Annotated in this window: 18 protein-coding genes and 1 pseudogene; 7 read left to right on the top strand and 12 right to left on the bottom strand. The window is 58.6% G+C overall.

What is annotated here, in order from left to right; translation table 11 throughout:
• The first annotated feature begins 26 nt into the window (after positions 1 to 26).
• A complete protein-coding gene (gene sfsA, locus RRF56_RS09760; protein WP_317037451.1) occupies positions 27 to 755 on the top strand; it encodes a DNA/RNA nuclease SfsA in 729 nt (242 codons plus the stop codon).
• Positions 756 to 882: 127 nt separating this feature from the next.
• Here the strand turns inward: sfsA and RRF56_RS09755 are convergent, their stop codons facing one another.
• The 7 genes and pseudogenes from RRF56_RS09755 to RRF56_RS09725 all read right to left on the bottom strand — a co-directional run bounded on the left by RRF56_RS09755 (position 883) and on the right by RRF56_RS09725 (position 6225).
• Positions 883 to 1623, bottom strand: a complete 741-nt coding sequence (locus RRF56_RS09755; RefSeq protein ID WP_317037450.1) for a WecB/TagA/CpsF family glycosyltransferase — start codon at positions 1621 to 1623, stop codon at positions 883 to 885.
• A 150-nt stretch (positions 1624 to 1773) separates the two neighbouring features.
• On the bottom strand, positions 1774 to 2394 hold the full coding sequence (locus RRF56_RS09750) for a HEAT repeat domain-containing protein (RefSeq protein WP_410510587.1): 621 nt from the start codon (positions 2392 to 2394) through the stop codon (positions 1774 to 1776).
• 107 nt (positions 2395 to 2501) lie between these two features.
• Positions 2502 to 3335, bottom strand: a complete 834-nt coding sequence (locus RRF56_RS09745) for a HEAT repeat domain-containing protein (protein ID WP_317037448.1) — start codon at positions 3333 to 3335, stop codon at positions 2502 to 2504.
• Between the two features lie 40 nt (positions 3336 to 3375).
• A pseudogene (locus RRF56_RS09740) lies at positions 3376 to 3600 on the bottom strand (phycobilisome linker polypeptide); the annotation flags it as partial.
• Between the two features lie 226 nt (positions 3601 to 3826).
• Complete coding sequence (locus tag RRF56_RS09735; RefSeq protein WP_317037446.1) at positions 3827 to 4702, bottom strand: phycobilisome linker polypeptide; 876 nt, start codon at positions 4700 to 4702, stop codon at positions 3827 to 3829.
• A 409-nt stretch (positions 4703 to 5111) separates the two neighbouring features.
• Positions 5112 to 5600 carry a phycocyanin subunit alpha gene (gene cpcA, locus RRF56_RS09730; protein ID WP_317037445.1) on the bottom strand — a complete coding sequence of 163 codons (489 nt, stop codon included), beginning with the start codon at positions 5598 to 5600 and terminating at the stop codon, positions 5112 to 5114.
• A 106-nt stretch (positions 5601 to 5706) separates the two neighbouring features.
• Entirely contained in the window at positions 5707 to 6225 is a 519-nt protein-coding gene (locus RRF56_RS09725; RefSeq protein WP_317037444.1) for a phycocyanin subunit beta, read from the bottom strand.
• 716 nt (positions 6226 to 6941) lie between these two features.
• On the opposite strand from RRF56_RS09725, the gene RRF56_RS09720 reads away from it, so the two are divergent.
• On the top strand, positions 6942 to 7523 hold the full coding sequence (locus RRF56_RS09720) for a phycobiliprotein lyase (RefSeq protein WP_317037443.1): 582 nt from the start codon (positions 6942 to 6944) through the stop codon (positions 7521 to 7523).
• A 181-nt stretch (positions 7524 to 7704) separates the two neighbouring features.
• On the opposite strand, the gene RRF56_RS09715 is transcribed toward RRF56_RS09720, so the two are convergent.
• Positions 7705 to 8478 (bottom strand): ZIP family metal transporter, encoded by a 774-nt coding sequence (locus RRF56_RS09715; protein ID WP_317037442.1) that lies wholly within the window; start codon positions 8476 to 8478, stop codon positions 7705 to 7707.
• Positions 8479 to 8735: 257 nt separating this feature from the next.
• On the opposite strand from RRF56_RS09715, the gene RRF56_RS09710 reads away from it, so the two are divergent.
• From RRF56_RS09710 to RRF56_RS09695, 4 genes are all read left to right on the top strand, one after another.
• Positions 8736 to 10061: a valine--pyruvate transaminase gene (locus RRF56_RS09710; protein ID WP_317037441.1), complete on the top strand. Its 1326-nt coding sequence runs from the start codon at positions 8736 to 8738 to the stop codon at positions 10059 to 10061.
• Positions 10058 to 10633 (top strand): ribosome maturation factor RimM, encoded by a 576-nt coding sequence (gene rimM, locus RRF56_RS09705; RefSeq protein WP_317037440.1) that lies wholly within the window; start codon positions 10058 to 10060, stop codon positions 10631 to 10633. The genes RRF56_RS09710 and rimM overlap by 4 nt, the downstream gene beginning before the upstream one ends.
• A 263-nt stretch (positions 10634 to 10896) precedes the next feature.
• Entirely contained in the window at positions 10897 to 11751 is an 855-nt protein-coding gene (locus RRF56_RS09700; protein WP_317037439.1) for a neutral zinc metallopeptidase, read from the top strand.
• Positions 11752 to 12098: 347 nt separating this feature from the next.
• On the top strand, positions 12099 to 13232 hold the full coding sequence (locus RRF56_RS09695; protein ID WP_317037438.1) for a DUF4912 domain-containing protein: 1134 nt from the start codon (positions 12099 to 12101) through the stop codon (positions 13230 to 13232).
• Positions 13233 to 13235: 3 nt separating this feature from the next.
• On the opposite strand, the gene RRF56_RS09690 is transcribed toward RRF56_RS09695, so the two are convergent.
• The 4 genes from RRF56_RS09690 to RRF56_RS09675 all read right to left on the bottom strand — a co-directional run bounded on the left by RRF56_RS09690 (position 13236) and on the right by RRF56_RS09675 (position 18893).
• Complete coding sequence (locus RRF56_RS09690) at positions 13236 to 13847, bottom strand: GNAT family N-acetyltransferase (RefSeq protein ID WP_317037437.1); 612 nt, start codon at positions 13845 to 13847, stop codon at positions 13236 to 13238.
• 5 nt (positions 13848 to 13852) lie between these two features.
• The gene (locus RRF56_RS09685; protein ID WP_317037436.1) at positions 13853 to 14077 is read right to left on the bottom strand and encodes a hypothetical protein; all 225 of its coding nucleotides are present in this window, start codon (positions 14075 to 14077) and stop codon (positions 13853 to 13855) included.
• Positions 14074 to 14658 (bottom strand): TetR/AcrR family transcriptional regulator, encoded by a 585-nt coding sequence (locus RRF56_RS09680; RefSeq protein ID WP_317037435.1) that lies wholly within the window; start codon positions 14656 to 14658, stop codon positions 14074 to 14076. Before RRF56_RS09680 ends, RRF56_RS09685 begins: the two co-directional genes overlap by 4 nt.
• A 599-nt stretch (positions 14659 to 15257) precedes the next feature.
• Positions 15258 to 18893 (bottom strand): NB-ARC domain-containing protein, encoded by a 3636-nt coding sequence (locus tag RRF56_RS09675; RefSeq protein ID WP_317037434.1) that lies wholly within the window; start codon positions 18891 to 18893, stop codon positions 15258 to 15260.
• A gap of 343 nt (positions 18894 to 19236) precedes the next feature.
• Here RRF56_RS09675 and RRF56_RS09670 point away from each other — a divergent pair, with 343 nt between their 5' ends.
• Positions 19237 to 19722, top strand: a complete 486-nt coding sequence (locus tag RRF56_RS09670; protein ID WP_317037433.1) for a hypothetical protein — start codon at positions 19237 to 19239, stop codon at positions 19720 to 19722.
• Positions 19723 to 19908 lie beyond the last annotated feature (186 nt).

Genomic DNA, 19908 nt, shown 5'->3' with positions numbered 1-19908 from the left:
AGCATTACCCCCCCTTAGCCCTTGTTATGACCGACTGGTTCTATCCCTTGCCGCCCCTGATTGAGGGCACTCTGCTAAAGCGCTACAAGCGATTTTTTGCCGATATTGAACTCGAAACTGGGGAGGTGATCACAGCCCACTGCCCCAACACGGGGCCGATGACTGGGGTGTGCCACATCGGTGGGCGAGTGCTGGTTTCCCAGAGTTCTGACCCCAGGCGCAAGCTGGCCTACACCTGGGAACTGGCGGAAGTTAACGACACGGTGCCCACCTGGGCCGGGGTCAACACGGCGCTGCCCAACCGGGTGGTGAAGTCGCTGCTAGAGGCGCGGCAAATTCCAGAACTGGGTGACTACACCACCATTCGCCCAGAGGTACGCTACGGCGGCGATGGTAAAAGCCGAATCGATTTTGTGATCGCTGGGGAAGACGCGGCTCCGATCACCTATATCGAGGTGAAAAACACCACCTGGGCCAAGGGTACCCTGGCGCTATTTCCCGATACGGTGACAACCCGTGGCCAAAAGCACCTCAGAGAACTGACGGCATTGATTCCCACCGCCCAGGCGGTGATGTTGTACTTCATTAACCGGGGCGACTGCACCGCGTTTTCGCCCGGCGATGAGGCCGACCCCACTTACGGGCTGCTGCTGCGCGAGGCGATCGCTAAGGGAGTGCAGATCTTGCCCTGCCGCTTTGACATTACTCCCGCCGGCCTGCGTTACCTGGGTCTCGCCCCGCTTGTTTTAGCCTAAGACCAGATCCTGCAAGGATGAAGGCGATCGCGCCCCAATGGCAGCCGTTGATTGAGGTAGGACACCCTGACAGGCGGAATTTTCTGGTAGGGGCATTGCACGGCAATGCCCTGCATAAATAGGCAGGCTAGCGCGCCGAGTAAGTCAGCGATCGCCAGGCAAAGTGGGGCAACGCCAGCATGCGACGCCAACGCCAGGGCTCTTTGTAGAGGCGGTAGAGCCATTCCAAGTGGTTGCGGCACATCCACTCGGGGGCGCGAGATTTGACCCCAGCCCAGATGTCGAAACTACCGCCCACGCCAATCCAAACGCTGTTGGGGCAGAGGTGACGATGTTCACGAATCCACAGTTCTTGGCGGGGTACGCCCATGCCGACCAGAATAACGCTGGGCTGGAGTCGCTCCAAATGCCGCAAAAAATCGGGCTGGTCTTCAGGCCCGAGGTAGCCGTGCTGGGTGCCAGCAATCTGTAACCCAGCCAGTTGCCGCTGCCAGTAGAGCCCGGCGCGATCGGCCACGCCGGGCACGCCACCGTACATGAAAACTGTTTCTTGGGGGGATAGGCGCTTGAGCACTGACGCCGCCAGCTCAATGCCCGGAGCCCGCTCAATGCGCTGCCCTTTGGTGCGAAAGTACAGCACCACCCCAGCCCCGTCAGGAATGACTAGCTCAGCATTGAGAATGACCTGGCGCAGGGCCGGGTTTTGGTCAGCCTGCATGGCCATTTCGGCGTTGAGGGTAACCACATGGGCACCGTGCCCCTGACGATAGTGATCGATCAGCCAGCCCGCATAGTCGGCCCGCCAGTGAACGGGTAACCCCATGACTTTCAATACATCTGGGGTGTTTGCTCGATTTGCCAACGTCATGTTTACTCTCCCAACCCTCGACCCTAGGCTAGAGCGCTAGATGCCTGGTGGCAACGCCCTTTGCCCATTAACCATAGAGACCATACCTCGAAATCGAATTAATGTGTCGTATTTCTCAACATCGTCGGCAAGACTTTAACGCAGCTGCCTCTATTGGTCTAGTGCTTCTAAGGCCAGGCGGGCACGGGCCTGTACGGCCAGGGTGTCGTCGTACTGCGCTTGTTCGAGGGCGGCTAGAATCATTGGCTGTTGCGTCGCAGGCTCTACTAGATGGGTGGCCAGGGTTTGTAGCCCCGCCACGGCGGCGTAGCGCACTACCCATTCTGCATCGGTGGTGGCTGTCGTCAACACCTCTAGCACCTCTGCTTGGGCGGCGGCGAGCTGCTCAGCAGGCAGCAACGACCAGTCAATGGTGCCTAACCCTCGGGCGGCGGCGCGACGGACACTGAGAGCAAAGTCTCCTCGGGCGGTGTCGAGCAGCACGGGCAGGGCGCGAGGGTCGCCAATCAGGGCGACGGCTCGAATGGCCCAGGCCCGAGCGCCATAGTTGTAGCCGTCGATTTGTTCGAGCAGGGCGGGTACGGCGGCGCTGCCTAAGGCGGCCAAGCCATCTACCGCAGCTACGGCGGCACCAGGATTGTTGTAGCCCAGCACCGTAATCAGGGTAGGAATGGCGGCCACATCTTGAGCAGCGGCCAGTTTGCTCACCGCCACCACCATTGCGCCTTTAGAATCGGCGGCTTCAACGGCCTGAATTAGCTCTGCTACGATCGCGCCCACGCCGGGAGAGTCTCTCTGGTTCAGTACACAAGTTTTGAAGGGAATTGCCTAGGCACCCAGGTGAAGAGGCTTAACCTGGGTGCCTAGGAGGAAGATGATTACAACAGCCCATCCATCAAGGCCAGCACCTGACGGGCTTCGGCGGTCAGCCCCGCGCTGGGAAACTCAGATTGGGCCAGGTGAGATTCTAGAATGCCCTGAAGGGCAATGAGTTTGAGGCTGTTTTCGGCCAGGGTGGCGGCAATGGGCTGGGCGGCGGGCAGGTAGCCGATCGCACCCAAATCCATCATGGCCGATCGCCGCAGTTGCAGGTTGGGCTCTTGCAGGCGCTGCACCAGGCGATCGCAGTAGGTGGCCTCCCCGGTGAGCTGGTAGAGCGCTCGGGTGGCGGCATTTTGCACCTGAGCGACGTCGTGGGTGAGAAAGGGAGTGATGTCGTCTACCGCATCGGTGGCTCCCAGGGTGCCGAGGGCTTCTAGGATGGCGTTGTAGGGCTGCACCAAGTGGGGCTTGCCGGGTACCGCCACCGCAGCGGCAACTCCCCCAGCCAGCAGCGATCGCAGGGCCGGAATCGCCTGGATATCGCCCAGGGACTCTAGCGCCTGGGCCGCCGCCTCGCGCACATAGTAGTCGTCGCAGGCCAAACACTGTATCAGCGCTGGCACGACGGTGCGATCGCCTAGTTTGCCTAGTGCCCGAGCCGCATTGCGGCGCAGTGGGTACCCCCCATCGGGGGCGCGATCGCTCTCGTCTTCCAGCGCTGATACCAGGGCCTCGATCGCCTCGGGTTCAGCTACGCGAAAACGCCCTAGCCACCAAGCGGCATAGTAGCGCAACCCTGTATCAGCGGTTTGGCGCAGGTTGGCCAGGGCTTGATCCACCGTTAGGGATTCTCCCTCGGCGTTGACCAACTGGTGTGGATTTTGTCCCATGCCGGTTCTCCGCGTGTCTAAGCCTGCCTGCGGCTTAGTCGGCAGACAGTGACTGAATGCTGACGATTTTGCCGCCCATGCGGGTAATGCGCTGCATTTCTTCGTTCATGCGGCTGTAGGGCACTTTGATAAACGTGCTGCCACTCTGGCGGATGGGATAGTTGTTGCGGTCAGACTCGTCGTTTTGGCGCAGGCCTTTTACTTCGTAAAGAAAAACCCGACTTCCGGAAGCGGTCTGACTGCCAAAGGCGTTTTGAGCGAGCATTGACTAAACTCTCCTAAACCTTTCAAGGGGGTGATTATAGCGCTGGCCAGTTCGCTTAGGACAGTACTACTACCTGTAGCAAAAACTGGGGCAGCGAACTGGCGTAAGCCATCGCTTTATAGGTTACCTACAAAAATGTTCTACCCTGGTGGCGACGGCTATACAGGATTCTACAAAAACCCAGTAAAGGCACTGAAATGGTACCTTTACTGGGTTTGGGGCGACCTTACATGCTGGCGGCGGTAACGCTAGTTACCCGACCACCCTGCTTGCTAATCTGCTGGAGCTTGGCCGACAGCTGCTCGTAGGGCACCAGATAGGCCGTGTTGACGCGGCGTACCTTGGGGTAGCGAGGCAGGTTGGCCCCCATAACCTCTACCCGATACACCCGACCGGCATTGGTGCCGTAGGGGGTAGGTCCACCCAGGGCCAGGTTGGGGGTAGCCAACTTGTTCGCCTGGGACGACCAGCCCGCTGCGGAGCTGGTGGGGCTAACGATGGAGGACGAGGTATTGCGCCCCAGTTCTCCGGCTAGGCGAGACTTTTTGCCCCCGGCCTGACCGCGATCGCTGGTGGCATAGCCCCGATACATTTGGAACATGCGGGTGAAGCCCACCGAACGCTGCCCGGCCTGATAGACAAAGCTGCGGTAGTAGGGCACCGTGTTGTCGCCAAAGTTGGCCTGGTACTCTTCGCTGTCGATGAACGAATCAACGTCGGCGTCGTAGCCTTCGTTTTCGTAGCGATCGAGGTGCTCAACCACTTCAGACTCGTCGTAGACGGCGCGCCCTAGCAGGTGCTTGGTGTGCAGCTCGATCACGCGGGTCTGGAAGTTGCCGTAGAAGAATTTTTCTTTGTACAGCTCAGACTTGGCTACAGCTCGCACGAAGTCGCGCACGCTGATATAACCATTCTTCAGCAGCGACTCAGCACCCACGAGGCGCTCAGAATTCATGATGTAGTCGTTGCCCAGTAGCTGGCGGTACACGGCCCGAATGACTAGTTCGGCATCGTCGGCGGTCCAATTGGCGCGCAACTCCACGGGCGAAGTTTCATCGTATGCAGCGGTTCCCAACCGGGATGCTGCTGTTGTAATAGGCACAGGATTATCCTCCTTATCAACACAGTGAGACTTAACTCAGCATGAAATCAACACAGCAGACTAAAAACCAGCGCAGCACTCCAGGCCAACTCTACCCGTAGCCGTATGAGCAGTGGCAGGATTAGCTCAGTACACCCCTAGCCGAGACCGAGGGCAGCGCTTTGCCAGCGAGGTTATTAACAGGACTGGCCACCGGGTTAACGTCGCAACCTGGCCGCCAGCACCGGACATGGATTGAAAGATGTGGAGCAATGGCGTTGGGGATAACCCCATGGTGCCGCTCAGTAGACAGGGTTAGCCTGCCGCTTGGGTCGCGCTGGGCTAAGCATAGATACAACAATGCCCGGAGCAACAAACAATCGCTAACAAATCGCTAACAACTGTCTGCCCCTCCGGGCAAATGGCCAACCTAGCTTAGAGCGTTGATGGCGTAGTCAATGTAGGAGTTGGCTTCAGAAGCAGCATCACCCGACAGACCATGGTTAGCTTTGATGTACTTCAGAGCTTCCACGTACCAGCTGGGAGACAGTTCGAAGGTGCTGTTGATCTCATCGAGACCAGCAATCAGGTACTCATCCATGGGGCCGGTGCTGCCAGCAACGCAGCAGTAGGTCACCATGCGGAGGTAGTAGCCGATGTCACGAGAGCACTTGTTCTTACCACGCTCGTCAGAAGCGTAGTTGTTGCCCTGCATTTGGGTGGTGTAGGGAAACTTGTTGTAAACCGCTTGAGCAGCGCCGCTGACTAGAGAATCAGCTTTGTTGGTCAGAGCCTTAGCAGCTTCGATACCAGAGTTGGCTTGGCGCAGACGGCCAAAGGCAACCTGAAGCTCAGAAGTGCTCAGAAAACGGCCTTGAGAATCAGCGGTTGATACTGCTTCGGTCAAAGGGGTTTTCATACTGGAATGTTCTCCTTAATGTTGTTTCCACAGCAAATGAACAGATAGCTGAACTAGATCAAATTCAAATTAATCTAATTCAAGTCAGGCTCAATTTAATCTGAGCTTAGGCAACAGCGGCTGCGGCCAGATCAAAGTAGCTGCTGATCTCAGACATGAGAGAGCTGCAGTCGCCCTGGGTGATACCAGCAGTATCGTTAGCGATGGAGATAGCAGAAGCCTTCATTCTCTCAACGCCAGCGGCAACAGAAGCGCCAGGAACGCCTAGAGCAACGTAGGTTTCGCGGAGACCATTCAGGCAGCGATCGTTCAGAACGCTAGCATCGCCGGTGAAGGTAGCGTAGGTGACGTAACGCAGGATGATTTCCATGTCGCGCAGACAGGCAGCCATGCGGCGGTTGGTGTAGGCATTGCCACCAGGAGCGATGAGCTGGGGTTGCTCGGCGAACAGAGCACGAGCAGCATCAGACACAATCTTAGAAGCGCTGCCGGTCATGCGGTTAACAGCGTCGATCCGCTTTAGGCCATCGCCAGTCACGCGAGACAGAGCGTCTAGCTGATCGGTAGACAGAAAATCTCCCCGTGCATCAGCTTGAGAAACAACCTTGGTGTATGCGTCAAACATCGACTCAAATCTCCTAATTTTTTGTCGCTGAGTTTGCTTGAAGTGGTCTAAGAAAGACCGAGTTAATCATTAGTTCAGCCGGAGCTGTCTAACCAATCTATAGTGAGGATCTTAAAGATCAGAGGTGTTTGTTTTCTCATCTAGTTTACATTTCTTCAAGGTTGTTCAAGCTTCTACATGTTCAGCTCGACAAGCTCGAAAAAGAAGGCCGATGAGAAAGAGAAAAGGCGTTTCTGTAAGGGATCCGCAACATTTCTCGAAACCGTTGTCTGAATTGGCTTTCGCTAATTCATTAACCCTCCAAAGATGTTTATACACCGCTGGTGGGTCTTTGTTTTTTACAAGTTATTAAGGAAAAGCGACCTTTGCCGTAGGTGCAAAGTGGAAGAATTCAGCTGCCCTGGGCACTCTAGGGGTTTTGGGTAGAGGCCTCGACCCTCTCAGGTAACGTAATATTTCGCAACAATAGGCCCTAGTTTGGTCTAGGTGCCAATAGTCTTGCCTAGGACTGTTTATAGAGGCGTTTTTGGGCTGGCCTTAGGGTGTGAGACTGGCTCTGAGGGGGCGATCGCGCCATTCTCGCGCCATTTGGAGGGATTAGCTGGATCGACTCCATCGACAGCGCTATGATCGCTAAAGGCTAATTTGGTATCGCTTGCCGCCGTACTGGGTCGATACATTTCTGAGAACGCTAGTAAGTAATAAGAACCTGCCCCATGGACGTAATGGACTTTTTCCGCATGAGCGCTGGTCAGTGGAACTCCCAGCGCACCACCCACCACCTGCCTTTTCGCCGAGCCGAGCTCGGCGGCTCGACAATTTCGGTAGAAGCCCTGGATATGGGGCACCCCAGCGTGGTCGAAATTTGCCAGCTCCACGATGTCGATCCAGCGTTGGCGGTAGGTGGGGCCTACGTCACCTGGAACGGGGCTATGGCCTGGGATAGAGAGGATCAAAACCACGAGGGCAGCACCGTGTTTGCGCTTGTGCCCGATGCCGATGACCCCAGCCAGGGGCAGCTACTGCGTGAGCGGGGCTACGCCGAAATTGTGCCGGTGATTGGCCGCTACGAGATCGATGGCGACGAAGGGCTGTTGCTGATCACCGAGTATGAAACCATGAGCTCGATAGAGCGGTTTTGGTTTGCCAACCCCAATCTGCGGCTGCGGACTAGTGTGGTGAAGCGGTTTGGTGGCTTTAGCACGGCGTCGTTTTGTGCAGAGTCGCGCTTGAGCGAACCCCCGGCTGAGGGGGAAAGCGTGAAAGCGTTAGCGCCGCTATCGGCCTTTGGTTGGTAAACGGCCCTGCCTGGCGAGGCAACGCCCGTTTGAAAAAGAGAATCTAATGCCCCCCTTTTAAGGGGGGGTGGGGGATCGAGCGAGAGCAATTCAGCCGAGACTACAGTTGTGTATGCACGGGAGCCCTTAGGGCAAGGGGAGGGCTAACCAGTATTTGCATGGAGTACCCTTCCAAGGCAATTTAGCCCAAGGCAATGTCTAAAAACATCATGACGACGAAGCCGCCCATCAGGCCGACGGTGCCGCGCTGGCCAAAGGCCTTTTGGTCAATGTCGGGAATAATTTCATCGACAATCACAAACAGCATGGCTCCGGCGGCAAAGCCCATGGCCCAGGGCAGGGCGGCTTGGGCCATGGTGACCACAGCGGCCCCTGCCAGTCCGCCAATCGGTTCAATCAGGCCGGTGAGCGACGATACGGTGAAGGCATAGCGGGGGGCGTAGCCCAGGTCGCGCAGGGCGATCGCCACCACAAACCCCTCGGGAATGTTTTGTAGGGCAATGCCGATGGCTAGGGCGATCGCCCCGGCCTGTTCGCCGCCGCCAAAGCCCACGCCGACGGCCAGTCCTTCAGGGAAGTTGTGCAGGGCGATCGCCATGACAAAGAGCCAGATGCGCTTAATGTTTTGGGCCTCTGGCCCCTCTTGCCCCTTGAAAAAGTGCTCGTGGGGAAACAGGTTGTGGGCCGCCCACAGAAACGCACCGCCGAGCAAAACCCCCGCGACCATCACCAGCGCGGCGATCGGGCCAGAATATCCCAGGGCGATCGCCGCATCGGTACCGGGCAAGATCAGCGAAAAGGAGGTGGCCGCCAACATCATGCCGCCGCCAATGCCCAACAAAATGCCCTGGGTGCGTTCTGAGGGCTCAAAGGGCAGCAGTACCGGTAATGCGCCAAGGGCTGTACTCAAGCCAGCAAAGAGACTCGCGAGAAATCCAGAGGCTAGAGGGTTCATGGGGGTGGATGGGTGGGAGAGTAGATGGGTGGGATAACTGTGAGTGAGTAACTCTGGCGAGGCTACTATACTAATCTGACCCCTTTAAACCTAAGTTGGCTTAGCTAAGGCTCACTCAGCTGAGGGCAAAGGCTTATACCAAATCTGGTCTGATTGCTTTCGATGCCTCTGGGCGAACGCGATAAAGCCTATGGCTAGGCTGCGCCAACGCCCCTACTCACTCACCCGCTACTCATCCACTCACCTACTCTTCGACCATGACTCCAGAACTCACCCGCTTTGGCGAGGAAATGTCTCATCTCACTGGCGTGCGCGCCATTATGAAAGACATCATTGAGACGCTGCGAGCGGGGCAGGGGCAGCAGTTCATTAATCTCAGCGCGGGCAACCCGGTAATTTTGCCCGAAATTGAGCAGCTCTGGCGCGACTGTACCCAGGACCTGTTGGCCAGTCCTGAGTATGGCAATGTGGTGTGTCGCTACGGGGCTAGCCAGGGCTATGAGCCGCTGATTGCCGCGATTAAAGACGACTTTAACCAGCGCTACGGGCTGGCGCTGAGCGATCGCCACATTTTGATTACCGCTGGCAGCCAGGCGCTGTATTTCTTAGCGGCCAATGCTTTTGGGGGCTATCACGCCACCGGTCGCATGAAAGATATTGTGCTGCCCCTCAGCCCCGACTACACCGGCTACGGTGGCATTTCGCTGGTGCCCGAGGCGGTGCGGGCCTACCGCCCTACCCTCCTGGTGGATGAGGCGACGCATCGGTTTCGCTACCGGCCTGACTTTAGCCAACTCACCATCAATGGCGACACGGGGTTTGTGCTGTTTTCGCGCCCCTGCAACCCTACGGGCAACGTGATTAGCACTGAAGATGTGCAGCATATCGCCAGTCTGGCGGCGGCCCACAACGTGCCTGTGCTGGTTGACTCGGCCTACGCACCGCCCTACCCAGCGCTGAACTTCACCGCGATGGAGCCGGTGTTTGGCGACAACATTCTTCACTGCATGAGTCTCTCGAAGGCCGGGCTGCCCGGGGAGCGCTTGGGAATCGCGATCGGCGATCCAGCGATTATTCAAGTGCTGGAATGTTTTCAGACCAACTTCTGCATTCATTCGTCGCGCTACGGGCAGGCGATCGCTGCCCGAGCGATCGCCTCCGGTGAGCTAGCCCGCCTGTCTGAGCAGGTGATTCGCCCCTACTACCAAGACAAGTTTGCGGTCTTAGAGGCTGCCCTCGATCGCGCTTTGCCCGCCGATCTGCCCTGGTATTTGCACTATGGCGAAGGGGCCATTTTTGCCTGGCTGTGGTTTGATCAGCTGCCGATTTCTGACCAAGAGCTGTATCAGCAGCTCAAACAGCGGGGGGTGATCGTGGTGCCGGGCAACCCCTTCTTTCCTGGGCTGCGCGAAGACTGGCCCCACACTCGCCAGTGCCTGCGTCTGAGCCTGACCGCTAGCCGCGAAGACCTAGTCGAGGCCGCTGGGCGGTTGGGGGCTCTGGTGACGGAGGTGTACCAGGGACAGCCCAGTCAGCCTGAATCGGCCCTTGAGTCGTCTACTGTAGCGGTGCCTGCCCGATGACTACTGTGCCTACAACCGCTGAAGACTGGGTCGAAATCGGCCGCATTGTTGCCCCCCAGGGGGTGAAGGGAGAGATGCGCGTCTACCCCAATACTGACTTTCCGGAGCGGTTTACGGAACCGGGCGATCGCTGGCTACAGCGCCCTCGCAGTTTGACCCCAGAACGGGTGGAGCTGGTGCGAGGTAGATATATAGACGGCAAAGGGGTGTACGTAGTGCAGATTGCCGGGGTCAACAGCCGCGATGATGCCGAGGCGCTACGGGGTGCGGTGTTGATGGTGCCCGTGGGCGATCGCCCCCAGCTAGACCCCGATGAGTTTTATGTTGCCGACTTAATCGGGCTACGGGTGATTGTGCAGGCCACTGGCGACGACATTGGCACTGTGACCGACATTTTTGCCGCCGGTAACGACCTCTTAGAAGTTACTTACTATTCTCCTAAAACAGAGAATTTGCCGCCTGCTAAGCCTCGCTGCGTGCTAGTGCCCTTTGTCAACGCCATTGTTCCTGTGGTGAATTTGGCTGAAGGCTATGTCGAAATTAGTCCTCCGGCAGGGCTTTTAGACGCCTAGGCTTTATGACTTTCTTATCTTTAAATTCTATTGTTGGCACAACGACCATAAATGGAACGACCAAATTCGCCCCAGCTTTCTCTTGAGAGCTGGGGTTTGCTTATAGAGCTAAAGGCACGGTTGATCGGGCGCTTAAGTAAGCGTCTAGACGTAGGTGCCGAGGGCCAAGTCTAACCCCAGACTGTTACCCATAAATCCCCTGAGGGCATATCCTCAGGGGTGTTGTGTTCTAAAGCTTTCCCGTTGGGAATTGAGGTAAACCCATGAAGTGGCAATCGAGTCGACGCAGCACCAACGTACAGGATCGCCGGGGTATGGGTGCGCCTCGAGGCGGGGCCGCAGTGGGTGGTTTGGGGGCGTTGCTTTTAGCGCTAGTGGTCGCTTTTTTAGGCGGTGACCCCTCGGTCGTGCTTGAGCCTGGGGGGGCGTTGAGTCTCTACGATACTGCTCCTCCGGTGAGCCAGATTGAGAGCGATCGCTCGGCAGAGTTTGTCTCAGCAGTGCTAGGCGAAACGGAAGATACCTGGCACCGCATCTTCCAAACCGAGTTTGGGGCTCGCTATCAGGAGCCTAACCTGGTGTTGTACTCCGGTGCGACCCAGTCAGCCTGCGGCTTGGGTCAGGCTGCCATGGGGCCGTTTTACTGCCCTGCTGACCAGATGATTTACCTCGATACCAGCTTTTTTCGAGATCTGTCGGAGCGTCATGGTGCTCCGGGCGACTTTGCCCAGGCCTACGTGATTGCCCACGAGGTAGGACACCATGTGCAAAATTTGCTGGGTATTTCCAGTCAGGTACGGCGGGCACAGCAGGGGAGCAGCCGCACCCAGGCTAACGATCTATCAGTGCGGCTCGAACTTCAGGCCGACTGCTTCGCTGGTGTGTGGGCTCACCGCGCCCATGTGACCCGCGACATTCTAGAAGAGGGCGATATTGAAGAAGCCCTCAACGCCGCTAGTCAAATCGGCGACGATCGCCTGCAAATGGAAGCTCGGGGCTATGTTACCCCTGACTCTTTTACCCATGGGTCATCGCAGCAGCGCGTCGAGTGGTTTTATCGCGGCGTGGCAGGTGGCGATATTAACCAATGCAATAGTTTTGATTTGCCTAGGGTTTAAGCGTTGTTTTTGGCCTGATTTTATGAGTTTATTAGGTTTTTGATCTAATCTCTGAGTACCAAAGTGAATTGTTTCGGCCCAAAAACTGGTGGGTTCTTTAAAGATACCTATTTGTCAGTTCAGCAGGGTGCATGCTATGCGACCCTAAGGTTTGGCCTTTTGGAAATCGGAGTTATGTAATTCGGATTTGGTATTCCTGACACTGGGTATTTTGCTAACGCGCTTCAATCGAAGCTGGCAATGTCAGATAAATTGCTTCGATCTCTGGGTTTGATGGCCCAACTATAGCGATTGTTCAGTATTTGGTTAGCGATGTTTTCCTGTTCTGCCTTATCTGGGTGCCGCTTATGTCTAAACGCTCTGGGGTAAAGGCCCCCTGCGCTAGGGCCTCTTGGCAACGATCGCTGCGGTGGGCGGCTACTGCACCGTTGCTGGTTGCCGTTGTCATTGGGTCTGAGCGCTATGGGGTGCTGTTGGCCCAGGCCAATCATCCCCGAGAGGGGGGTGAAACTTTGGCCTCGCTTGGGCCGGGTAGTCGGTTGGCGATCGCCCGTCCTTTAGCTGTCGCTGCTTCAGAAGCGACCCTGGACGCAACGGCTCCGGTGTCTGCGCCGCCCTTGACCTCTGCCCAGGGACTGCCCTGGTGGCCCTGGCTGCTCGCGTTGCCTTTGCTGGGGGGGCTGCTCTGGTGGCTGCTCAAAGATCGCGCTCCGGTGGCGGCCTCGCTGACCGTTACGCCTAGCGATCGCCGCATTGTTCTCACGCCGCGGGACTGCCGCGCTGCCTGCGCCTCCTGGGAGATGCCTGAGCTAGAGGTAGAGGCCCTGAGGCAGCAAAACTATTCCCTAGCGCTCAAGCTCCACGATGTCACCGATATCGCTGATGTCGATAGCCAAGCCCCCCACCATACTTACCCGTTTGCCTGTGACACCGTAGCGGTGGGCGATCAGTCCCTACCCGTTGCCGTTGACAACCGCGACTACCTGGTCGAACTGGGCTATGGGGGCACTGACGATAGCTGGCATGCCCTAGCCCGTTCGGCCCCTGTGCGCGTACCTGTCTGCCCCAGCCCGGTTGCCGAAGAGGCCCCAGGGGGGGAGATCGCTGATGTTGCTGATGTGGGATCGGCGGCTCTGGCTCAACCTTTAGAGCTAGCCCCGGCGCGGGTCGTTCTGACTCCGCGCGATCGCAAAAATGCCTACGCCTACTGGGAATTGCCCCCGACTACCGTCGCAGAGCTTAAAGCCGGTTCTCGTGCTTTTAAGGCCCGGCTCTACGATGTTACCGAGTTGCCTGGCCGTAGCAATGGTCTCAATAGTCTGCAAGAGTTTAAGGCTCCCCTACAAACCCCTGGCGAGTTGCACCTGCCGATCGCCATTGCCGATCGCGACTACCTGGTCGAAATTGGCTACGTCAATAGTGGCTATCAGTGGCAGGTCCTTGCCAAGTCTGAGCCAGTGCGAGTGCCCGCCGCCGAGTGACTTTTACCGCTGCATTGTCCAAAACGGTGGGGCTTGCTCGACGAAGGGGCCAGTTTTGAGAATTTCAAAGCCGTGGCGCTGGTAAAAGCGGAGGGCTCCCTCGGTGGAGGTTTCGAGATAGCAGGATTGGCCGGTGCGATCGCATTCTTCTAATACCGGCTGGATCAGCTGGTGACCGACGCCCTGGCGCTGGTAGCGGGGGCTGACTGCCAGTAGCATCAGGTACCAGTGAGGCATCGGCATGGCCTGGTGGTGGTAGTGGTCGAGGGCCAGGGCAGCTTGCCAACGGGTTAGATACTGCCAGGGTAGGCGAAAAGGCAGTTGGTACAGACCCGCCCGCAGCATATCCACCAAACCCACCGACTGCCCTGGCGGCAGCCAAAGGGCGACGCCTTTGAGGGTTTGGCCATCGGTGTCGGTGAGGCCGTAGCTGTGGTCGCCGCCGCAGATCAGCAGCAGGCGAAAGACATAGGCCATCACCCTGGGGCGATCGCCCACATCGGCAGGCACCAAGTAGTTGAACAGCGGGTCGTCGGCAAAGGCCTCGCACAGCAGCGTGGTGGCGGCATCAAACTGGGTGGGCTGCAAAACGGTTAGCGGCGATAGTGTTTTCATTGGGTTCACCAGATTAAGTCGTTGAGAAACTCGGTCAGCTTAGCGCCGTCAATTTTGACGGCGGTGGCCATCCAGCGAATGGCGGCGCGGTCTCGGTCTACCCCGCACTGCACCAGCAGCTGCCAGCCCGCTACCATCAGCACCCACCAGGGGTAAAGCTGGCGGCGGCCATAGCGCAGCCATACCCAGGGCAATTGGCCAATGGCTAATTTCCGGGAACGCAGCCTCATTGCTTCCCTCCCGGAAATTTCTCCAGGTAGGCAGTGAGCAGGTCCGCCAGCAGTTCGGCCTGTTGACGGTAGGACACCATCTCGGGGTTCACCATGCGCTCGGAGATCATCCCGTCGAACAGGCAGAGCACGTGGGTGGCAATCAGGGGGTTGTCGAGCTGAAGGGCGGTCATGATTTCATCGCGCGATCGCACACTCACCCGCTGCACCGCCTCGTTCACCCGCGATGGCCCCACCCCCGCATGCTGGTAAAAATCCATGAGCAGCAAATTCTGCTTGATGAAATAGTCTGCGTTGGTTTCTAAAAAATCGGCCAGAGCCAGAATGCGCTCCCGCAGGCTGCTCAACCCTTCAATCTCAGCACTGGCGCGCAGCAAATCTTGGGTGGTCATCTCTTCGATCAGCTGCATGAACAGATCCTCCTTGCTGGGGAAGTAGTAGTACAGCGTGCCGGTGGAAACGCCGAGCGCCTTGGCGATCTGCCGGGTGGTCAGGCTGGCGTAGCCGTGATCGGCAAATAGGTCAAAGCACTGGTTCAGCAGCGCTTTGCGATACTCGTCGTGGTCGACAACCTTGGGCATTTATTTTTAACTGAGCGCTCGTTATTTTTAAGGGTAGCATAGGTTTTTGGGGTGACAGGGGCTGAGCCGAGTTAGTTATGGCGGGCTTTAGCGGGCTAGGGTTTGCGGTTCAAGGTTTAGGGTTCAAGGTTTGCGGTTTGTAGCTTCCCGTATGGCTTATCCCAAAGCCTGCTTGGTTACCCCCGATTCCGGCAGGGCGCATGCCATGCGCCCCCTACGAGCTGGCCTGTTGGGAATCGGGGTTATACGATTCGGATTTGCTCTAAAAATAACCCTGAGACGGTGCATCGCTGCGCGGATGCACCCTACAATTTTCATCGTTGGGGGTGTCGTCTTGGCGACATGGACGATTGGTATTAAACCGTATTTCTCTCGTTCCTCTTTGGCCTGACAGCTTCTACTTTGCAGCATAAGTCGGCCAGCTATAGCCATAGTCACTTGGGTTAGGATATCCAGATACCTTAGAAACGTTCAAACGTTTTGAGGGAAAATGTCTTAACCAGACTGGCTACAGCTATATTCCCGAGGCCTGAAACCCAAGCCCTGAAACCCATTACCTGACTCCCCAGCAAGGGTTGCCCTATTTCTACCAGCCTGTCCTAGACCTGAGCGCCCAGTTCTTGCAGGGCGGCGATCGCCCAGTCGTTGAGCCCCTGGCTATCGGTTAGGGCCATACCTTCGTAGAGGCGGGGGGTGCGTAGCATCTGGAGGCACTCGCCGGTGGTGAGATCCCACAGGCGCAGGGTTTCGTCGTGGCTGCCGCTGATGAGTAGCGGGGCGGCACCGGGGGCGGGGGTATAAAAGGCGAGGCTGGAAACGGCGCTGCGGTGACCCTGGAAGGTGAGCAGGCACTGACCCGCCAAGTCCCACAGTTTGAGGGTGCAGTCTTGGCTGCCGGTGGCCAGATACTTGCCATCGGGGGTAAAGGCGACGGTTTTGATCTGGCTGTGGTGGCCCGTCAGGGTGTGCAGGCAGTCGCCGGTGATGGGGTCCCAGAGTTTGGCGGTGTAGTCTTCGCTGCCCGAGGCGATCAGGCGATCGTTGGGGGCGATCGCCACTGCCCAAATCCGTTCTTTGTGGCCGGTCAAGGTGCGCAGGCACTCTCCGGTGTGAATGTGCCAAAGTTTCAGGGTTTCGTCGTTGCTGGCGGTGACGAGCCAGGGCTGGTGGGTGGCCAGGGCGCAGTCCCAAATCCAACTGCGGTGACCGGCAAAGGTGCGCAGGCATTCGCCGCTCTGGGCATCCCACAGTTTGGCCCCGGCATCGGCCCCGCAACTGGCCAGCACTGTCCCATCGGCCCGGTAGGTCAGCCCGTAGATGGCGGCGGTGTGGGCCGCCAGGGTGCGACGCAGCTGCCCCGTCTGCCGATCCCAAATTTTGATGGTGCCGTCGCCGCCTGCGGTGGCCAGGTGAGCTTGGGTGGGGTGGGGGGCGATCGCCCAAACCCAACTGCTGTGGCCCGCCAGGGTGGTGATGCACTGGCCGGTGGCCACATCCCACAGCCGGGTGACTTCATCATCACCGCCGCTGGCCACCAGCCCCGGCCCCACCACCGCCACCCCGTAGATCTGGCTAGAGGCCCCGCCCACGGCGCTGAGGCACTGCTTGGTCTGGGTATCCCAGCGCTTCACCAGCTTGTCGTTGCCGACACTGGCGATCTGGCGACCATCTGCTGTGCTAGAGACGCCCCAAACTTCGCCCCGGTGAGCCACGGTAGTGTGTAAACAGGTGCCCTGGTGAATGTCCCAATACTTGAGGGTTTGGTCGAAGCTGCTGCTGACTAACCAGTCGGTACCGGGAATGAACGTGGCGGCGCTGACCATGTGGGTGTGCCCCTTGAGCACCCGTCGCAGCCGACCAGTGGCCACCTCCCACAGGCCGATGGTGCCATCCATGCTGCTGGTGGCCAGGGTTTGGCCATCGGCGCTAAAGGCCAAATTCCACACCAGGTTGGCGTGGTCTTGCAGAATGTGGAGGCACTGGCGGCTGTGCAAATCCCACAGGCGCACGGTCTGGTCGTGGCTGCCGCTGGCGACGATCACTCGGCCCTGGGGGTCGGGCACCGGGGCGATCGCCACGTAGGCCACCCGCTGGCCATGGCCCTCTAGGGTGCCAATCAATTGCCAGGTGTCGGTGTCCCACAGGCGCACCTGGTGGTGGTAGGTGCCCGCCAGTACCCGGCCATCGGGGCTAAAGGCCATGGAGGAGCATCCCTCCTCTTCCCCTTTCAGCACCTTGAGGCATTGGCCGGTGGCCACATCCCATAGGCTAACCACATTGTCGGTGGTGCCACTGGCCAACCGGGTACCGTCGGGGCTAAAGGTGAGCCGCCACACCCAGGTGTTGTGGGGCATGGTTTTGAGTAGGCGATCGCGGGTCATATCCCACAGGCGCAGGTGGTTAAAGTCGGCGGAGGCCAGCAGGGTGCCGTCGGGGCTAAAGGCCACGGCGCGGCTGTAGGTGCTGGGCTGGGCAAAGGTGCTGTGCTCGAAGGTGGCCCCGCTAAAGTTGACCCCCTTTAGGGGTACCGATACCAGGTGGGCCTGCCGCACCCAGAGCTGGGAAAAGTCGTAACCGCTGAGGTCGCAGCCCAGGTGGTGGGCCAGGTGGATCAGGTTGGCGGCACTGTAGCTGGGGGTTTGGGCAAAGCGCGATCGCACCCAATCTAGCACCCGCTTGAGATGGCTGACCAACTGCTCACGGGGGGTCACCTGGGTCTTAAGTTGCTCTGCCAGGGGGGCCAAAATCACCCGCACCTGGCTTTGGCGAATGTACTCCTTACCGCTGGCCCGCATCAGCGGGTACTGGTGGAACCAGGGGTTGGCCCTCACCCCCGGCCCCTCGCTCTCAGGGGGAGGGCTACCCCAGGCCAGCAGATCGTGTAACACCTGCTCTAGGCTCTTTTCCAGCACGTACTCCATCACCACCGGCTGCTGGGTAAAGCCCAGGGTGCCCCGCTCCACCAGGGAGCGGCGGTGCAGCGCCTCGATCGCCTCTAGTACCTGCCGCCGGGGGATGGCGCTGCCCAGGTCACGCTGAAGTTGATCCAGCGTGACCCATTCGCGATGGATGGCCAGCCAGGTCATGATCTGCTTTTCTAGCTCAGAGGCGCGATCGCACTGCTGCTGAAGCAACCGCCGCATGCCGCTAAAGACCAGGGTGTTGTCTTGCAAAAATTCGGCAATGCTGCCGCCAAATAGGTCCCGGATGGAGGTGGCGACAATTTTGAGGGCCAGGGGATTGCCCCGGTAGCGATCGATCAATTGCTGGTGGTCGCTGGGGCTGCCCGCCAACCCCTTGGCGGCACAGAGGGCCTGACTATCGCCGACCTTAAGCCCCGGCAATAGGTAAGAGCGCACCGGCAATCCGTCGCCTTCTAGGGCGGCAATTTCCCCCGGCTTTTCGCGGCTGGTGAGGATCAAACAACTCTGGTGGTCGCTTTCGCCCACCTGTTGCAGCAGGTCGCCGTAGGCTTCGTAGCCGGGCAGGTAGTGGCCAATGGTGCCGCCCCCTTGCAGAATGGTTTCGCCGTTGTCGAGTACCAACAAGCAGCGGTGCTGCCGCAGATACTGCACCAGGCGGGCGATCTGGGCGGTTGGCCCTGGGGGCAACTTGACCTCCTGCTGCTGTGATACCAGGGGCAATAAATCGGCCAACAGGTCGCTCAGCTGGGGGGCATCGCGCAGACTGCGCCACAGCACAAACTCAAAGTGAGGTTGCAGGGTTTGGGCCAGCTTCACCGACAGGGCGGTTTTGCCCATGCCCCCCATGCCCAGCAGCGCCACCAGTCGGCAGCGTTGGTTTACCACCCACTGTTCCAACATCGCCAACTCCTGGGTGCGACCATAGAACAGCGATACATCGATGGCTTCGCCCCAGGAGGTGTGGGGAGAGGGGAGTGGGGTAGATGGGGGGGCGGGTGGATGGGTAGAGGGCAGGGTGGGGGGAGTTGATTGGGATCGCTCAGGGGGGGCGGGAAAGCGGTAGTCGGCGCGATCGAGGCTGAGATCGAAGGTGGCAAAGAAGGCTTCTAGGGTGTGGCGATCGACGGTGACTTTGGCATCGAGGACTTTGGTGATGGTTTTGAGGGAGAGTTGGGTGCGATCGCACAGTTCCTCCAGGGTAAACCGCTGACCGTAGTTGTCCTGCTGTTCAACCCGCCGCCGAGCCCCCTCTAATTTCTCTTGCCCTTGGGGCGTCAACACGACCCCCCGTCGCCGTCCGTTTGCCCCCACCGCTGTCTCCGCCCTCACACCGTTGAATCGAGTGCCCAGGGGAGTTTTACCCCAGGATCAGCGATATCATCGCACAAACTCAAACAGCCAGAGTCATCGTTTATACAAGCTGCAACAGTGGTCGTTAGAGGTTCTACTCAAAGGGGTTTAGCACCGGTACCTGTAGCCAGTCGGCGACGACAGGCTGAATCCTGCTTCTAAACTTGCCGGTTAACTTACCCTATCCTCCCTGGTTTCCCGGCAGTGAGAAAGCGATAGTTAGACCAACGAAACGTTCACCACAAGCGTTTTCTTAGGCCGTTCTCCGCTTTTTCTCTCCGCTTTTCCCTAATGGGAGGTTGTTATGATTCACCACATTTCAATTCCGGCCAAGGATCCCCACCGGGTTGCTCTGATTTTGGCCGAACTGTGCCAGGGCAGCGTGATGCCCTTCCCCCCCTTGGAGGGGGCCTATGCGGTTGCCGTCAAGGATGACTACGGCACCCTATTCGAGGTCTATCCCATCGGCAGCGAAATTATGCCGGGCCAGGGGCAGGATGAGGCCAGCTTTTGCCAGAATGCCCACCCTTACCATTTCACCGCCGTCCATGCGGCGATTTCGGTGCCGGTTAGCCAGGACGACATTGAGGCGATCGCCCAGCGGGAGGGGTGGCGCACCCTAGCCTGCAACCGCGATGGCCTGTTTGACCTGGTGGAATTTTGGGTAGAAAACCGGCTGATGCTGGAACTGCTGCCCCCGCAGATGGCCGAGGGCTATCTGCAAACCATGAGCCCTGCCAACCTGGAGCGCCTCCAGACCCAACTGGCCACGGTGCCGATGCGGGGCTAAGGTCTATGGCCCTGCGAGGCATGGCCCTGAGAAGAGTCAGGCCACGGTCGAGCAGGAGTTTGCCCAGCCGAAACGCTATAGCCAGCCAGGGCTACACCCCACCCGCTACCGCATCACCTACCACCCCGAAACCCAGGAACACCGGGTGGCCCTGCTAGGGTTCGTCGCTCCCTAGGCCACGCTAGA

The organism is Nodosilinea sp. E11 (assembly GCF_032813545.1).
Taxonomy (GTDB): Bacteria; Cyanobacteriota; Cyanobacteriia; order Phormidesmidales; family Phormidesmidaceae; genus Nodosilinea.
This window is presented reverse-complemented; position numbering and strand designations above follow the sequence as displayed.

Coding starts and splice junctions, on each gene's coding strand:
- RRF56_RS09670 (WP_317037433.1), top strand. CDS start 19,237: ATGATTCACCACATTTCAATTCCGGCCAAGGATCCCCACCGGGTTGCT.
- RRF56_RS09680 (WP_317037435.1), bottom strand. CDS start 14,658: ATGCCCAAGGTTGTCGACCACGACGAGTATCGCAAAGCGCTGCTGAAC.
- RRF56_RS09690 (WP_317037437.1), bottom strand. CDS start 13,847: ATGAAAACACTATCGCCGCTAACCGTTTTGCAGCCCACCCAGTTTGAT.
- RRF56_RS09715 (WP_317037442.1), bottom strand. CDS start 8,478: ATGAACCCTCTAGCCTCTGGATTTCTCGCGAGTCTCTTTGCTGGCTTG.
- RRF56_RS09700 (WP_317037439.1), top strand. CDS start 10,897: ATGAAGTGGCAATCGAGTCGACGCAGCACCAACGTACAGGATCGCCGG.
- cpcA (WP_317037445.1), bottom strand. CDS start 5,600: ATGAAAACCCCTTTGACCGAAGCAGTATCAACCGCTGATTCTCAAGGC.
- sfsA (WP_317037451.1), top strand. CDS start 27: ATGACCGACTGGTTCTATCCCTTGCCGCCCCTGATTGAGGGCACTCTG.
- RRF56_RS09695 (WP_317037438.1), top strand. CDS start 12,099: ATGTCTAAACGCTCTGGGGTAAAGGCCCCCTGCGCTAGGGCCTCTTGG.
- RRF56_RS09710 (WP_317037441.1), top strand. CDS start 8,736: ATGACTCCAGAACTCACCCGCTTTGGCGAGGAAATGTCTCATCTCACT.
- RRF56_RS09685 (WP_317037436.1), bottom strand. CDS start 14,077: ATGAGGCTGCGTTCCCGGAAATTAGCCATTGGCCAATTGCCCTGGGTA.
- RRF56_RS09755 (WP_317037450.1), bottom strand. CDS start 1,623: ATGACGTTGGCAAATCGAGCAAACACCCCAGATGTATTGAAAGTCATG.
- RRF56_RS09745 (WP_317037448.1), bottom strand. CDS start 3,335: ATGGGACAAAATCCACACCAGTTGGTCAACGCCGAGGGAGAATCCCTA.
- rimM (WP_317037440.1), top strand. CDS start 10,058: ATGACTACTGTGCCTACAACCGCTGAAGACTGGGTCGAAATCGGCCGC.
- RRF56_RS09725 (WP_317037444.1), bottom strand. CDS start 6,225: ATGTTTGACGCATACACCAAGGTTGTTTCTCAAGCTGATGCACGGGGA.
- RRF56_RS09720 (WP_317037443.1), top strand. CDS start 6,942: ATGGACGTAATGGACTTTTTCCGCATGAGCGCTGGTCAGTGGAACTCC.